The sequence below is a fragment of the Clostridium sp. CTA-17 genome (genome assembly GCF_054767895.1).
Genome location: NZ_BAAABF010000001.1, coordinates 238,009 through 254,958, shown reverse-complemented (window position 1 = coordinate 254,958; position 16,950 = coordinate 238,009). Strand labels below are relative to the sequence as shown.

The following is a 16,950-nucleotide window of genomic DNA, read 5'->3' as shown; positions in this document are numbered from 1 at the left end:
CAAATATTCACTTAAAGCAGAACTATTAACTTAAATCTATAAAAATAACCTTAACAAAATTAAATTGTTAAGGTTATTTTGTGGTGTTTTATAATAAAATTATTTTATTATCTCTAAAATTTCTTCTATTTTTTTGCTTCCAAAGTAAACATCTTTATTGTTGACTATTAGAGCTGGTACACTCATTATTTTAAATTCATCTTTTATATCTTTAAAATTAGCTAAATCAATCATTTCAGCTTCTATATTTTTATTTTCTTTTGCTATTCTTTGTGCACTAGCTACAACATCAGGGCATAAATGACATGATAGTGATACACAAACCTTAATATTAGTCTTTTTATCTAATTTCTTTATTTCATCAAGTACTCCTTCATCAATACCTTGACCTGGACCACCTAAGTTATATATAGCTAAAATAAATGAATTTAACTCATGTCCTCCTGGAACACCATGAAACTTAATTCCACTATAATTTTCATTTTCGTCTAAAAGTGCAACTATTGGATATTTATCAGCATTTATCTTCTCTTCAACATCTTTATTTTCGCCTCTATTAAATATCTTAGCATTAATTTTTTCTCCTAAATCTGATATATCTAGTACTAAGTCTCTAAGTTCTATAGATTTTGTATTATTTCTATCAACTATAGAAACTAAAGTTACTTCATTTTCTATTTTGCTTAAAATTCCTTTTAGCTGAGCTCTTAATCCATCATTTAATAGGGAACTTTTTCTTGATATATTTCCTAAATCATTATTTTCATCACTATTTTGTTCTTCTTGAATATTTTCCTCTTCTTCTAAATATTCATCTTCTATACCAAGCTTTTCTTTTATCTCTTTAACGTATCTCTCTGCTGTAGTGGCAGCAATAGCCCCATCTGATACAGCTGTAACTATTTGTCTTAAAGATTTTGGACGTAAATCTCCAGCAACATAAACCCCATTAATATTAGTTTCCATATCTTCATTAGTTATAATATATCCTTGCTTGTCTAACTCTAAAATATCTTTAAACAATTCACTTTTAGGGGCATAACCAACGAATACAAATATTCCAAAGGCTCCATCCTCTTTTTTTGCTCTGTATTCAAAAATTTCTCCTGTTACATTATTCTTGAACTTAGCATAGTTTACCATGTCTTTGCCCTTAGCTTCAATTATTTCAGTATTAAATTTCACCTCAATTTTAGGGTTAGAAAGAACCTTATCTGCTATAGATTTTGCACAAGTAAATTCTGGTTCTCTAGCTATTACAGTTACCTTTGATGCAAATCTAGTTAAGAATATTGCTTCCTCAGCTGCTGCAAAACCAGCTCCTATTACAAATACCTCTAATCCTTCAAAAAACTGACCATCACAAGTTGCACAATATGCAACTCCTCTTCCTGTAAATTCTTCTTCCCCTTTAAATCCAAGTTGTCTAGGTGCTGCCCCAGTAGCAATTATTACAGATCTTCCCTTAACTAAACCTTTGTCAGTTTTTATTTCCTTAATATCTCCCTCTAAACTTACTTCAAGGACTTCTCCATTCATAAACTTAACTTTAAAATCCTCTGCCTGAGCTCTCATTTCACTCATAAGTTTAGGACCATTTGTATTTCTAGATCCAGGATAATTAGATATATCAAAGGTTTTATTGACTTGTCCTCCTAATTCTCCCTTTTCTATTATCAAGGTATTCATCTTAGCTCTTCCTGCATATATACCTGCTGAAAGTCCTGCAGGCCCTCCCCCAATAATAACCAAATCATATATTTTACTCATAAATTTACGCCTCCTCCTTAGTCCTTACTATTCAAAATATTTTTAAACTATCTACTTTGAAATAACTTAAAAATATTTTAACTTCAATTGATTAGCATTGAAAATTTGCCTAAAATAAATTCTTATAAAACTTACAAACAATATGAAGAGAATATCTAGATAAGCTTTAGAATTTAAATTATTACGGAGAAGATATTACGTTAAGAAGCTGAGACTGTTAATTTCTTAGGAATACAATCTCACAAAGTTCGATTGCATAAGTTCAAGATTCCAAATTAAAAATTTGGTCTTTCACTTAAGTTTCGAAGCTTTAGTAATATCTTCGGAGTAATAATTATTCAAATGACTCCAATGTAACTAAAGTTCCATTGGATAAGTTCAAGTTTCCAAATTAAAATTTGGACTTTCACTTAAAATCTAGTAATTCTCTGAATATGTTTGTAAGTTTATTGTTATATTTTTACAAAACCACTTTATTTATTTTTATTAAAGTTTTCCTATTAAATCTAAACTTGGTGCTAATGTTTCTTCACCTGGTTTCCATTTAGCTGGACAAACTTGATCTCCATGTTCTGCAACAAATTGAGCTGCTTGAACCTTTCTTAATAATTCTTCAGCATTTCTTCCAATTCCGTTATCATGGATTTCATATGCTTTTATCTCTCCTTCTGGGTTAATTACGAAAGATCCTCTTAATGCTAATCCTTCTTCTTCTATCATAACTTCAAAATCTCTTGCTAATTTTCCTGTTGGATCTGCTAACATTGGATATTTAATCTTTCCTATAGTATCTGAAGCATCTGCCCATGCTTTGTGAACAAAGTGAGTATCTGTTGATATTGAGTAGACTTCACATCCTATTTCTTTAAAGCTTTCATAATTGTCTGCTAACTCCCCTAACTCAGTTGGACAAACAAAAGTAAAATCTGCTGGATAGAATACGAATACTGACCAGTGTCCTTTTAAATCCTCTGATGTAACTTCTTTAAATTCTCCATTTTGATATGATTGCACTTTAAAATCTGAAACTTTTTTGTTTATTAATGACATTTGCACTTCCTCCTTGATATTTATTTTCAATTGATTCTATTTATCATTTATTTCTTATAATCAATAATAATTATTATTTAATAAAAAGTCAATACTTTTTAGAAAAATTTTTATATTATTTTTATCATGTGTGTGCAATCACATTCAGATATTTTATTATGTTTTAAACTAAGGTTGTAGATTTTCACAAAAGAAATTTAATAAGGAGGGTACTTATGAATAAAGAAATTAAACTAAGAAATGATATTTACTCAGTAGGAGTAATTGACAATAGACCTGTTCCATTTCACAGATTAATATTAGAAAAAGGAACTACATACAATAGTTATTTATTAAAAACTAAAAAGCCAACAGTTATTGATACTGTAGATTTAATATATACAAAAGATTTTTTAAATAATTTAAAAGAGATTATTGATTTAAAAGATATAAGTTACATAGTTATTAATCATACAGAACCAGATCATTCAGGTGCATTAGGTGGACTAGCTAGACAAGCTATTAATGCTAAAATAGTTTGCAGTGAAAAAGCCGTATATCATCTAAAAGAATTATATAAATTACATGATAGAGATTTTATAGTAGTAAATGATGGGGATACCCTTGATATAGGAGGAAAAACATTATTATTTAAAATGACTCCTTATCTTCACACTGAGGAAACAATGATTACATATGATGTAGAAGATAAAATATTATTCCCTTGTGATATTTTTAGTACTCATCTTACTGCCAAGGAACATTTCTCAAGTAAATCAAATGAAGATATTACAGAGGACTTTTTAACTTACTATAAACTTATAATGGAACCACATAGAAAATACATTAGACCACTGATTGATATATTAAAAGATTTAGATATAGAAGTTATTGCTCCATCACATGGTTATATACTAGATGAAAATATTCAATCATATATTGATATATATGATAAATATAGTAAAGAAACTAAAAAAGGGAAAAAAGCTACTATAGTTTACACTACAATGAGAAATGCAACAAAAAAAATAGCTGAAAAATTCAAATCTGAATTAGAAAATGAGGATATTGAAGTTTATATATTTAATGCAGATAAAAGTACTACAGAAGATATATTAGCTTCAATAAAAAAATCAGATTCAATACTATTTGGTACTTCAACTAAATATGGAGATTTAATAGGTTCTATTGAAGATATATTAAAAGAATTACCTAAATTAGATTTAAGCAATAAACTTTTAGGTGCTTTTGGTTCATTTGGATGGAGTGGTGAACCTATAGAAATAATTCAGGATTACTTAAACTCTACAAATGGTAATGTTTTAAATACTTCATCAATAATAAAATCTACTGGTATGATTGATGTTCATTTCCCAGTAAGAATTAGATTCTCACTAAATGAAGAATCAGAAAAAGAAGTTGTAAGAGCTGCTGATTATATCAGTTCAATAATATAATCGTTAAATTTTAGGAGGAATTAATTATGAAAAAATTTATATGTGATGTTTGTGGATACATTTATGATCCAGCTGTAGGAGATCCTGATAATGGTGTGGAACCTGGAACTGAATTTAAGGATATACCTGATGATTGGGTTTGCCCTCTTTGTGGAGTAGATAAATCTCAATTCTCTGAAACTGAATAATATTATATTAGTAAAAAGCCTAATAAATCATATAGATTTATTAGGCTTTTTACTTTACTCTGCTAAATCTAATAAAGCTTCTATATCCTTAATTATAATTGCCTTATTTCCATGTAAATTTATTATTCCTGTTTTATCAAATTTAGATAGTTTCCTACTTACAGTTTCTCTAGTAACACCACAGTAGTTTGCCATTTGTTCTCTATTAAGTGGTAACTTTACATATATTCCTTCTTCCTTTTCAATTCCATATCTATTCATAAATTCTACTAACACTGATGCTATTCTCACTTCTACATCCTTAGTTGCTAGATTTTGTGCTAAATTCTCTGCTAAGTTTATTCTATTAGCCATCTCTTCTATTATTTTTATTGATATTTCTGGATTTTCTAAAAGTATTTTATCTAAACTTTTTTTATTTAATACACACATCTTACCTGAAGTTATTGCATAAGCTGAAAAATTACTAATATTACTATTAACAAAAAGATTATTTTCTCCAAAGAAATCTCCTTTGGATAATATATATACTATTTGTTCTTTTCCTTCTTTAGTAATTTTACATATTTTCACTTCTCCCTCTCTAATTAAAAAAAGCTTGTCTGATATTTCACCTTCCCTACATAATGTATCATTTTCATCAAATTCCTTATGTTCTGTCATATGGACTATTTTGAATAGTTCCTCATCTGATAATGATGAGAAAATAGCTATATTCCTAGCACATGGTCCTTTATCTGATGCACAATTACATAATCTAATCACAAATTTATACGCTCCTTTTATCTTTTGGTATTTCATATCAATTTTAACAAATGCTATTAATAACTATCAATATATCATAAGTTTTTAAAAATATAAGCATATAATATTATTAAAAACAAAAGTAGTTAATTCTTAAGAATTAACTACTTTTTATAACATTTTAAATCCAAATTTTTAATATACTAAGTGTTATTATATTAAAATCTAAAAAATAATTATTAAAACTCTTCTTTTCCAAAGAATTCAAAATTAATATTATCTTCTTTAACGCCTAAATCTTTTAAACTATTTCTTATACTTTTCATAAATAAAGTTGGACCACAAAAGAAAAATTCTCCATTTAAAGGCAAGTTATTTTTTATCCATTCTTTTGTTATAAATCCCTCTTCATCAAAATCTTTACCTTTTATATCACTTTCTAATGGCTCACTAAATATCTTTATTTCCTTAAAATTCTTTACTTTTTTAATTCCTTGAACATCTGAATTTAAAGCTAGATTATCTGAGTTTAATACAGCTTCCACAAAGTATACATCTCTGCTTTGTTCCTTAGCTCCATATAGCATTGATAAAATAGGTGTTATTCCTATACCTCCTGATAGTAAAACTAAAGGCTTATTACTATCTTCTGTTAATGTAAAATTCCCAAATGGAGGCATTGCTAATATTGTATCACCTACATTAATAGATTCATGAAAATATCCACTTACCTTTCCATTAGGCACCCTTTTTATTGTTAATCTATAATAATTCTTTTTGGGATCACCTGATAAACTATATCTTCTCATTTCTTTTTTTATAACTTCATCATCAGTTTCTATTTTAAGAGGTAAAAATTGACCACATTTATATTCTTTTAATGGTTTACCATCAGTAGCTCTTAGGTAAAATGATTTTATATCCTTTGCCTCTTCTTCTATTTTAAATATTTCTAATTGTCTAAATCCATTCCAAACATTTTCTATATTATCACCTCATTACACTTATCATAAGTTTATAATTATTAAATAAGTAACAATATATGACTTAAATTAATACTTAATGAAACTTCATATATTGTTACTTACAGTTAAACCTATAATTTTAAATTTATATTTTTATATAAATTTAATAGAGTAAGTAGAAACTAATTTATATTTGTACATCGAAATTCTTAATTTATAGGTTTTATATATTACTTTAGGGTTTTATAAAAATAAAAACGAAAATTATAAGTTTATTTAAATATTATATATATATAAAGCTATTAATATGTGTTTATATGCTATTAATATTAACATCTTAGTCTTTACTTCTCTATTATAGATTTATTATATCTACAATAATTGCTACGAAATATGACTGGCATCACATTTAAAAATTATATTTACCCAAAACAAGTCTTTGACTTTAATAATATACTATCCAAATATAAAAATACTAATTCTTCTATACTTATTGGGATTTTTAAAATTACATATATTATAATTTCTAATAAATCTAATACTAATTAATATTTTTAGACATAATTTATTTAATAATTAAACATAATAAAATAACATATCTATTAATTCTAAGGAGGTTTTAATAATGGAAAAATTTGTATGTGATGTTTGCGGATATATTTATGATCCAGTTGTAGGAGATCCTGATAATGGTGTGGCTCCTGGTACCGAATTTAAAGATATTCCAGATACTTGGGTATGTCCACTTTGTAAACTAGATAAAACTCATTTTTCTAAAGTTGAATAATTTAGAAGTGTATATAAAACCTTATAATACACTCCTAAACTAAGACAGTATATCTAATTAGTTCTATTATAAAAATCAAAAGTTTTATAAAGATTATTATCTATTTAAAGGCTATATTTTAAAGTAAATTTGATTAAAGCTATAAACCACTTATTAATAACTAAATCATTAAGTGAAGTCTAAAATCAAATCAGACTTAAAAATATAGCCTTGTTAAAATATTTTCAACTTACTAATATATAATACCCTTTTAACTATTCAGCTAAGCTAAATAACGCTTCTTTGTCCTTAACAATAAGACCCTTATTCCCCTGTAACTTTATTATTCCTAACTTATCAAATTTTGAAAGTCTTCTACTTACAGTTTCTCTTGTTATACCACAATAATTTGCTATCTGTTCTCTATTCAGAGGTAAACTTATGTATATTCCTTCTTTATTCTTCTCACCATACTTATCCATAAATTCTATTAATACAGTGGCTAATCTTGCTTCTACATCCCTAGTAGCTAAGGTTTGTGCTAAATTCTCAGCAGAATTTATTCTATCTGCCATCTCTTGTATTATTTTTAATGATATCTCTGGATTTTTTATTAGTATTTTTTCTAAATTCTCTTTTTTTAAAATACATAGCTTTACATCTGTTATTGCATAAGCTGAAAAGTTGCTAATATTATTGCTAGTAAAGATATTATTTTCTCCAAAAAAATCTCCTTTAGATAGTACATACACTATCTGTTCTTTTCCCTCTTTAGTTATTTTGCATATCTTTACCCTGCCTTCTCTAATTAAGAAAAGCTTATCTGATTTTTCCCCTTCTCTACATAAAACATCATTTTCTTTAAAACTTTTATGTTGAGTCATATTAACTATTTTTAACAACTCTTCATTAGATAATGTTGAGAAAATAGATATATTTTTAGCACAAGGTTCTTTACATGATCCACATGTACATGTCTTTTCCATTTATATCTTCCTCCTTACTATTTTATTTATCCTTTTTCTTTATTTAATATTCTACTATAAAACTTAATCTTTAATAAAAAAAGAAACATAGGAATTATTCCTATGTTTCTTTTAAACTTAAAATTTATAAAAACATTTGATTTTCTAATCCAAAATACCAATATTAAAAACCAAAGATCAATATCATAATAAAATAAAACATAAATGGTATTAATCCTATGAAAGTAAGCCCTATACTCCACTTCATATTAGCGTAGCTTTTCTCATAATTATAATTTTTAATAAATAATATTAATATATAATTAATCAATGATGATATAAATAATATTGGAGATACTACAAAACTAAATCCAACTAAATAAGACATTATTTCACGAGGAAGTATTTTTAAAAGCTCTAAAATTATAGTTAATATACTTAATACCCCTAAAAAAGCTATTATTTTTGAAATAACTAAATTTAATTTAAACTGAAAGCTCATAAATACCTCCTTAGAAAAAATATTAAATAACTAAAACTTCTTTCTGTGTAAATTAATCATTAAACACAATCTATTTTCTTTATTTAAAAATATCATATTCAGAAAATATTTTCAATATTTTTACTTTTCATATATAATTATAATAATCTTTATAACTATTAATATCTTGGGAATAATATATTGTTTTCTTTGTGTATATGTATAAATAAATCTTTTTCTAAGTCATGTAAATAATCATATAGTAACTTAAAACTTATGCATCCCCACTCTGGAACTTTATAATCAGCAGTTACTTCTGCTAATTCTTTTAATATGTCACCAGCAGCTTCATGTTCATTAACTATGATTCTTATATCCTCTTCTATTTCTTTCTTTTCTTCTTTATCCTTTGCTTTATCATACTTAATCATTAGTGGGAATAAAATATTCTCTTCTTTAAGTAGATGCTCTTCTAATTCACATTTTAACTTTCCAAAAAGGCTATGAACTTTCATTAAAAGTTCTGGATCATGTGAAAAATGTACTCTAAATACCTTAACCATCAATGGATCTATTTCTTTTAATAATCTAAAAGTCTCTCCATGATGAGTTTCAACTATATGACTTATTAACTCTTCTGAAGATTTTTCTCTCCAATCAACATATTGAGAATTTTCAAATTTAAACTCTTTGAATTCTTTATTTAAATCTTCAACAAATTTATCAACATCAATACCTTTTTCTTTAAGTGCTACTTCTAAACTCTTACTTCCACCACAACAATAATCTAATTCCATATCATTAAATTTCTTAACAACTACTGGATAAACAGTAACAACTTCTCCTAAACTATAGTCTTTTCTAATTAATTTTTCCATAGTGCTTTCCTCCTAATTTTTAATCACACATTTATAACAAACTATTTTTGCTAGTGTTGATTTTTACATAGAACTTTAAGTTAATCTTAATAATAAAGTAATAAAAATACTTTAATAAACTAAATTTCATCTAAAGAACCAGCTAAAATCAACATTCAACCGAAATATAATCTTAACCTATTTTTCTATACATTCCTTTGGAGTAAATGGACAATATCCTATATCATCACATTTTTCTCTCATACTCTTCCAAAGTTTTTCATCTTTTATAACCTCTAAAGCTGTTGGATATAAAATATAATTTTCTTTAAATATATGATCCTTAAGTTCAAAACAAATTTCTTTAGATAAAGATTGAAGATTATCTTTAAAGTCTTCAAAATCAAGATATTCAACTACTTTTATTAATTCTTTTAATCTTCTCTTTTTCTCTCTTAATTGATCATGTTCTAATCTCATTATTCTTGTTGGACCAGTAATCTCTCTCTTTTCTAACTCTGGAAATAATACATCTTCTTCTCTCTTATGATGAAGTTCTGCATCTAAAATACCTTGTACTATTTCTAAAGCCTTTGAAAATTCTGCATTTTCTTTATTATACTTATCCATTTTTACTATTTTACTAGTAACCACCTCAAGTTCTTCTAATAATCCTAATATTTTTGTATGCTCTTCAACTAAAGTATCTAAGATATGCCCCCTTGATATATTGCTTTTTAACCTTTCAAGTTCGTCCTTAAGTATTTCCATATGTATATCACATAAATGTCTTAATTCACTGGGTTCCATTCCATCATCTATTAAGTTTTGCTCTGCAATTGATAATTCTAAGGGATCAATTGACTTTACAATATCTAATCCTTCTTCTCTTAATTCTTTAGTTATACCTTCTTTATTTATTCTTCTTAAAAAGTCAGTTAACATGTTTATTCTTCTAGAATCAATAACTTTTGCTTGTCCATCTTTTAATATTACTTTTTTATTTTCCATATATAAATTTCAATAGCATAATAAATTTATGCTAACTACTTCCTCCTATAAATAAAAATTTCTTATTATTTATTTGGCTTATCGCCTCTCTCTTATGATGCTATTATAATTTCAAAGTGCTTATCTTAAATATGACCGGGGTCACATTAGAAAAATTAAATAAAAAAACTGTAGAATATTTAATCTACAGTTTTACCTTTTATCTTATTTTCGTCCATACGTAATAAATAATGATGGAACCTTCAAAAATGATTTTCTTAAATTATCCACTTTAAAAAATTCTGATATTTTTGATTGAATTTTTATATAATTCTCTGCATAAACTTTGTTAATACTCCTATTCATAATTTTAGTATTCAATACTATTATCAATTTCTTTTAATATTTCTACAATATTATTTAAATCATATTGTTCATCTAAATTTGTGAAAAAATACATTTTTCGGTAGTTATTAGATAGTTTATCATTGTTCGAAACTATATTTGATAATACTAAATCATAATTTTTGTTTTTATTATATATTTCTATATTTATATCAAATTTTTTTCTTAGATAATCATTTAAGTTAATAATTTTAGGTATTAAAACTAAATCTTCATTATATGATAATATACCTATAGTTATTGAATTTTTAGTTTTTCCATTTATATAACTTAAAGTAATAATTATTACAAATTTAAAGAACTCATCATTTGTCTTATCATACCCATCTAAATTATGTAATTTCAACAATAGATTTTCAACAAACTTTATCCTAGAGTGATTTGAAAATTTGTTTAAGTAATATTTCCTTGTTATATAGTCATTTGAATAAAAAATTCCTTTAAAGAAATAAAACCTATAACATATACTTAATATATTTTCTTTTAAAATATTATTTATATGTATAGGATATACATATAATTGATTAATTTCATTAATTATAAAATCATATATTTTATAAGATTTACTATTTTTAAACTCGTAATTTTTGTAAATAAAATCACTAGGTAAAATATTAAAACTTAATAAGAAACATGTTGTTATATAAGCTAAGTATTGATTTAAACTTTTATTCAAATAAATTTCTTCAAAAAATTTTCTAAAATCTAAGAATAATATATTATTATTTAAGCTTTCTAGAATTTCTTTATGAAGATTAATAAATTTGTAATCCTTTTTTAAAAAAGAAAATCCTTTATTAATAGTAAATAACCATACACTTAACCGATATTTTTGTTTTGAATTTAAAGAAATATTAAATTTTTCATAAAAAAAAACAACTAAATTATTACATAAAAAACTTTCATCATTTAAAATCACTCCAGTATTTATAAAAAGCAAATAAAAAAAATATATAATTTGAATCGGTGAGCCTATAAATTTAAATTTTTTTATACATATATCAAAGTTATGTAAAATGTTATTACATTCAATAATATTTTTATTTAAAGTAGACTTACTAATATTCAATTCATTACATATTTTTATAGTACTTAACATGGATGAATTTTTTTCAAATAAATATTTAAGAAGTTTAAACTTTAAGGAATTTTCTATTAATTTTGATGTTAATTTATCTAAATTAAAATGTTTATCACATTTTAATAAAACATAATTTTTAGTACATATTATCTGAGTATTTTTACAATTATTACTCTTTAATAAGAATTCGATTTCCTTTATATATGATCTTAATGTAGGGAATGAAATATTTAAATTGTTACACAGATCATTTTTAGATATTTTCCCATTATTAAAACAAATTTTTTTTAATATACTTAACTGAATTCTTTTTGACCTTTCTAATAATTCTTCTTTAAACATTTATACTCCTTTCATATTTAATCTTATCTAATTACAAAAAAATTTAGGCTATTATATATAATTTTTTGTAACCAAATTTATAAAAGATTAAGGCTATTAGTCTAAGAGAGCTTATTTTAGATTAAGATATAATATTTTATATCTTAGAATGAAAAGAGCAAATCAAAGTATTAATTTTTGATTCGCTCTTTTCAATTTATTTTAAATAACATTTAATATATTTAAATTAAGTATTTTATATCTTTTTATTTAAAGCCTTACTCTTAAAATAAAAACTTAAACTTAATGTAATTAATATTGTTCCTATAAGTAAGAAAGGATACACTCCGATACCGCCAGATGACGGAAGCTTATATATTTTAGCATTTTTAATAAAAATAGTTTGTCCATTTACATTAGCAAGTGCTTGTACATCCTTATCATTATCTATAACAACAATATTATCTTTAAAATGGAATAATATTTCTTTTCCACTTACAGTGTATCCCTTTGGTGCCTCAGTCTCTTGAATAAGATATTTATATTCTTGTCCTGAATTAAGATTATCCCATTCAATTCTCCCTTCATCATTGGATACTTTTTCACTTATTAAATAATAATTAACACCATTTCTTACCAGATTTTTATTATTTTTATAATTTTCATCATTAGTATAAAGTGAAAATTTTGCTCCACTTAGCTTTATTCCTGGATTTATTGCATCTACTTTATCTATGTATACAGCTGATTTCAACTTTTTATTTTTTATACGAATAATCTCTTGATTATTCCACTTTTCTACATCATTACTTTTTAATTTCTCCCAAGGAATTGTTACTACACCAGTATTATCAACTACAATTGGTCCGATATTTTCCTTAATTGATTCATATCCATTTGGAGCAAGAACTTCCTTTAAATAGTAAGTACCTGGTTCAATCTCTTTAAATTCTATTTCTCCTTTATCATCAGTTTCTTTTACTAAAGGTTTAAAATTTTTATCATTAGCTTTATTTAATTCAAATTTTGCTCCACTTAAAAATTTAGCATCAGCTTCTAACTTTGCATCATCAGTTTTCTTTATACGTATACTATTAACTTTATTACTTACAGTAATAAATTCTACTTCATTTCCATCTTGTATAGCCTTTCCATTCTTAACCTTAAAATTAATAAAGTCTTTAGATAAAATATACCCTTTTGGTGGGTTTATTTCTTTTAACTTATACTCTCCTTCTGGTAAATACCCAAGACTTACTTCTCCATCTTCTTGTGTTGTAAAGGAACCTAAATTTTCATTCTTTGAATTATAAAGATTAAATTGTGCATTAGCTAGTGGTTTTGATGTTTCACTCGATATCTTCTTTAATTTAACTTCTATTGATGGTTTTTTTCCATAAACAGAAGGTATCACAAAGTCACGAAAAACATTTGGCTCTTTACTATTAGGGTTTAAAACAGTTCTTTTATTAGCTTGATACCAAAAATCTCCATTAAAGTCAGGGTTGCTTGTATTTAATCTTACTTTATAATTTAATTCAACCCATTCATTCTCACCTAAATTTAACCCTGTAAGAATTATTTGTCTATTTTTTTCATTATATCCTACTTTTACACCTTCTAATAACTTATTATTAGATGCTGTTAACTTATAATCCTCATTATTAAATTCTCCATTTTTAATAATATCAACCATATCACCCATAGGATCTATAACCGTACCATCATTTATTGAGTTCTTTATTTTGTCAATAATTTTATTAATAATCTCATCAATATCATCAACACTATCATTAACAAAAGCTTCAGCAGGACTAGAAGAAATTGATTCTAAGAATTTTTTTATTTCTGGAAGTTCAGCGACACCTTCAGCATTATAATATTTTCTGTAATCATCCCATTTATATACCTCTTTTTTAAGTTCTATCCCAATAGTGTAAATACTAATGTCCGGATTCTCCTTTTTAATATTCTCTGCTTCTAAAGTAGTTGGAAAACCATTATTCAATATTGCTTCATTTTTATTTGTTGAACGATTTAAAGCAGAATATACTTCTTCTCTAGAATATATATACGGCTTTTGAGTTTTAGTATTAAAAAAGTATGATGTCCCAAATCCACGTACACCAATACCATTATATTGAGTGTTATAATCAAAAATAGCTTTTTCATTTCCCCCAAACTCTTTTAAAAGAAAAGAAAATGTTGGTAACCCATCAGTGAGATGAATAATAATTTTTTCATCAGCATCACTATTTTTCAAAAGTTCTATTGCTTTCAATAATCCTTCTTGAGTAAATGTTCCCCCTACATAACCATTATTTCTCTGATTTGGAACAGTAGCAGGTATTTTATTATAAATCTCTTGAATATTACTAGTAAAATTTAGATAACACTGGTTACTTGTATAACCTTTATAAACTGTATATTGATTATCCCCTATAGATCTATCAATTAAATGATAATACCTTCCATCTAAAATTGTTGAGGCATACGTAACAAGTGCATAACGTGTATTGTTAGTATTTAGCTTATCCATAACATTTTTAATTTGTTCTTTAATCTTTATTGCACGATTATTTGTTGTCATAGAATTTGAATTGTCTAAAAGGAAAACCACATCTTTTTTTAAAGATTGATTTTTTTTCCCTTGAATCTTTAGATTAATGTCAAATACATTATCTTCATCTGTTGTATAAGCTTTCTTTGTCAAAAAACCTTCATTATATTCTAATGGTTGATTCTTACCATATACACTTTTGTTTATTTTATTTTTATTACTTACATTTCCATACTCCCAATATTCTGGCCATGTACCTTTATTATTATCAGTAGTGTAATTAATACTACTTTTATTGTTTAATATTTCATTATTGAAATTATTATACATTTCTGAATTTAATACTTTTTCAACAGACATGCTATGAGAATTTTCTTCTGCTTTTATTAAATTAGTAGGCAATAAAATACTTAAAAATACAACTGTCATTATTAAACTTATAATTGACGTTAATTTTTTCGTAGTTATACCCTTACTATTCATAAATTAAATCACCTCCATATTTACTCCACTTAATAGTGAAAGTATAAACAAAATAGCTAAGACTAAGATTAATACACTACTTTAATAAAATTAAGTCAAAACAATACCATATTTTTCAAGTTACAACTATTTTATCTTAGTAAAAATATTAGCACTGTCTTTTTTATTTAGATTTATTTCTTACTATCTTTTTAATAGTAATAATTACTATTAAGATAATTGCTATTAATACTATAGAAATATAAGTTTTCTTATTTTTATTAGAGTTGTCTATATAACTATTTTTTATCTGTTTATAATCATTAGAATGATTCACTCGTTTTCCTCTAACCAATAACCTATGACTATTTACTCCATATGGGGTACAAGTAACTAATGTAACAAAATCTTCTCCTTTTTCTATAGCTAGCTGAGAAAGATCTGATGGTAATACAACTGAAATTTTATCAACTTCATATTCAAGCTTTTTATCTAAAACTTTAATATAGAATAAATCTTTTTTTTTCAACTTATCTAAATCAGTAAATAAACGTGCATTTGTAAAACCACTATGTGATGCTAAAACTGCATGAGTTCCTTCCCCACCAACTGGAAGTGATGTTCCTTCAATATGTCCACACCCATTTTCAAGAGCTTCCTTTCCGACTCCATGCCAAATAATTAGTTTTTGATTTATTTTAGGTATTTCTAGAATCCCCATAACGCCATCATTATTAGGATTAAGTAATGAATAATATACATTATCTTTTGAATATTCATTATTACTAAATACATCTTTAACCATATTGACTAAATGCTGTTTATTGTACTCTATTGCTTTATTTAAAATTCTATCTTTTTCAACAGTATTTTCTTTTGAGATTTTCTCACTATACTTTACTTCTAATTGATTATTTATATGTTTATTCCATAAGTCGCTAATAGTTGGATAAAAAAATATACTAGCTCCAATAAAGAAAATTAAAAATGAAAAAATTAAACTTAATTTATTATTTTTTTTATTCATAAAATTAATCACTCTTTTCGTCTTTTTTTAATAAAGTCAAGTAATTTAACCAAAATTAAAGCTAATAATATTCCTCCAATAATACATGCAATTTCTACTATTAAGAAATATGGTTGTACATTTTTTACTTTTTCTTTCTCTTGAAGTTCTTCTTTTTTATCGTATGGAACTCTATGTCCACGAACTAATAATCTATGTGAGTTAATTGAGTACGGGGTGCATGTAAATAAAGTAGCCAAGTCTTTACCTTCTTTAATTGCTAATTCAGAAGTTTGTTCTGGCTCAACAACTAATATTTGATCTACTTTATATGCAAAAGTTTCACCGCATACATGAAAATAGAATAAATCTCCATCTTTAAGTTGATCTAAATCAGTAAATAACTTAGCACTTGGTAATCCCCTATGAGCTGAAATAACAGTATGTGAGCTCTCTCCACCTACAGGTAACGAACTACCCAAAAGATGACCAGCCCCCTTAGCCAATACTTCATCTGTAGTATAATGATAAATTGGTATGTTAACATCAATTGATGGAATTTCAACACTTCCAATTATTCCATCATTATTTATATTTAATAATGATTCATACTCCTTATCTTTAATACCATTTCTAACAGAAAAAGCATCTGGTACAACCCCACCAATTAATGTTTCATTGTACTTTCTAGCATCATCTATTTTCTCTTTAATTTCATCAGGTTTTATTTCTTTAACAACATTATCATAATTAGCAATTAATTTATTAGCCCTATATTTATTCCATTGATCACTTATCAATGGATAAAATGCTATGCTTAATCCAAGTATAAATATTAAAACAATAGAAATCTTCTTAACGCCTTTCAATATTTCCTCCTATAGAAAAAATTCGTACTAGAAT

At 25.3% G+C, this 16,950-nt stretch carries 15 protein-coding genes and 1 pseudogene; 3 read left to right on the top strand and 13 right to left on the bottom strand.

Features of this window, described 5'->3' with window-relative positions:
- Nucleotides 1-99 precede the first annotated feature (99 nt).
- Nucleotides 100-1,770, bottom strand: coding sequence for an FAD-dependent oxidoreductase (locus ACYUCG_RS01085; RefSeq protein WP_460267882.1), 1,671 nt, complete (start codon nt 1,768-1,770; stop codon nt 100-102).
- A gap of 486 nt (nt 1,771-2,256) precedes the next feature.
- A complete protein-coding gene (ahpC, locus tag ACYUCG_RS01080) occupies nt 2,257-2,820 on the bottom strand; it encodes an alkyl hydroperoxide reductase subunit C (RefSeq protein WP_003477110.1) in 564 nt (187 codons plus the stop codon).
- 215 nt (nt 2,821-3,035) lie between these two features.
- Here ahpC and ACYUCG_RS01075 point away from each other — a divergent pair, with 215 nt between their 5' ends.
- Both ACYUCG_RS01075 and rd (ACYUCG_RS01070) read left to right on the top strand, forming a co-directional pair.
- Nucleotides 3,036-4,256, top strand: coding sequence for an FprA family A-type flavoprotein (locus ACYUCG_RS01075; protein WP_283683928.1), 1,221 nt, complete (start codon nt 3,036-3,038; stop codon nt 4,254-4,256).
- Nucleotides 4,257-4,282: 26 nt separating this feature from the next.
- A complete protein-coding gene (gene rd, locus ACYUCG_RS01070) occupies nt 4,283-4,444 on the top strand; it encodes a rubredoxin (RefSeq protein WP_003452884.1) in 162 nt (53 codons plus the stop codon).
- A 54-nt stretch (nt 4,445-4,498) separates the two neighbouring features.
- On the opposite strand, the gene ACYUCG_RS01065 is transcribed toward rd (ACYUCG_RS01070), so the two are convergent.
- Both ACYUCG_RS01065 and ACYUCG_RS01060 read right to left on the bottom strand, forming a co-directional pair.
- Nucleotides 4,499-5,209, bottom strand: coding sequence for a Crp/Fnr family transcriptional regulator (locus ACYUCG_RS01065; protein ID WP_003461384.1), 711 nt, complete (start codon nt 5,207-5,209; stop codon nt 4,499-4,501).
- 218 nt (nt 5,210-5,427) lie between these two features.
- The gene (locus ACYUCG_RS01060; RefSeq protein ID WP_283680124.1) at nt 5,428-6,129 is read right to left on the bottom strand and encodes an FAD-binding oxidoreductase; all 702 of its coding nucleotides are present in this window, start codon (nt 6,127-6,129) and stop codon (nt 5,428-5,430) included.
- Nucleotides 6,130-6,778: 649 nt separating this feature from the next.
- Between ACYUCG_RS01060 and rd (ACYUCG_RS01055) the strand changes: the two genes are divergently transcribed.
- Nucleotides 6,779-6,940: a rubredoxin gene (rd, locus tag ACYUCG_RS01055; RefSeq protein WP_116485082.1), complete on the top strand. Its 162-nt coding sequence runs from the start codon at nt 6,779-6,781 to the stop codon at nt 6,938-6,940.
- Between the two features lie 254 nt (nt 6,941-7,194).
- On the opposite strand, the gene ACYUCG_RS01050 is transcribed toward rd (ACYUCG_RS01055), so the two are convergent.
- The 9 genes and pseudogenes from ACYUCG_RS01050 to ACYUCG_RS01010 form a co-directional block, all read right to left on the bottom strand.
- Nucleotides 7,195-7,905: a Crp/Fnr family transcriptional regulator gene (locus ACYUCG_RS01050; RefSeq protein ID WP_460267881.1), complete on the bottom strand. Its 711-nt coding sequence runs from the start codon at nt 7,903-7,905 to the stop codon at nt 7,195-7,197.
- A 163-nt stretch (nt 7,906-8,068) separates the two neighbouring features.
- The gene (locus ACYUCG_RS01045; RefSeq protein WP_164800289.1) at nt 8,069-8,386 is read right to left on the bottom strand and encodes a hypothetical protein; all 318 of its coding nucleotides are present in this window, start codon (nt 8,384-8,386) and stop codon (nt 8,069-8,071) included.
- Between the two features lie 158 nt (nt 8,387-8,544).
- Nucleotides 8,545-9,243 (bottom strand): iron-sulfur cluster repair di-iron protein, encoded by a 699-nt coding sequence (gene ric / locus ACYUCG_RS01040; RefSeq protein ID WP_283678866.1) that lies wholly within the window; start codon nt 9,241-9,243, stop codon nt 8,545-8,547.
- Between the two features lie 177 nt (nt 9,244-9,420).
- Nucleotides 9,421-10,233, bottom strand: coding sequence for a DUF438 domain-containing protein (locus tag ACYUCG_RS01035; RefSeq protein WP_283678859.1), 813 nt, complete (start codon nt 10,231-10,233; stop codon nt 9,421-9,423).
- 349 nt (nt 10,234-10,582) lie between these two features.
- Nucleotides 10,583-11,293, bottom strand: coding sequence for a hypothetical protein (locus tag ACYUCG_RS01030; RefSeq protein ID WP_252597713.1), 711 nt, complete (start codon nt 11,291-11,293; stop codon nt 10,583-10,585).
- Nucleotides 11,294-11,560: 267 nt separating this feature from the next.
- Nucleotides 11,561-12,040, bottom strand: a pseudogene (locus ACYUCG_RS01025) (helix-turn-helix domain-containing protein); the annotation flags it as partial.
- Between the two features lie 235 nt (nt 12,041-12,275).
- Nucleotides 12,276-15,062, bottom strand: a complete 2,787-nt coding sequence (locus ACYUCG_RS01020) for a vWA domain-containing protein (RefSeq protein ID WP_460267880.1) — start codon at nt 15,060-15,062, stop codon at nt 12,276-12,278.
- A 163-nt stretch (nt 15,063-15,225) separates the two neighbouring features.
- Complete coding sequence (locus ACYUCG_RS01015; protein ID WP_283704107.1) at nt 15,226-16,068, bottom strand: class C sortase; 843 nt, start codon at nt 16,066-16,068, stop codon at nt 15,226-15,228.
- 8 nt (nt 16,069-16,076) lie between these two features.
- Nucleotides 16,077-16,916, bottom strand: a complete 840-nt coding sequence (locus ACYUCG_RS01010; RefSeq protein WP_004459553.1) for a class C sortase — start codon at nt 16,914-16,916, stop codon at nt 16,077-16,079.
- Between the last annotated feature and the right edge of the window lie 34 nt (nt 16,917-16,950).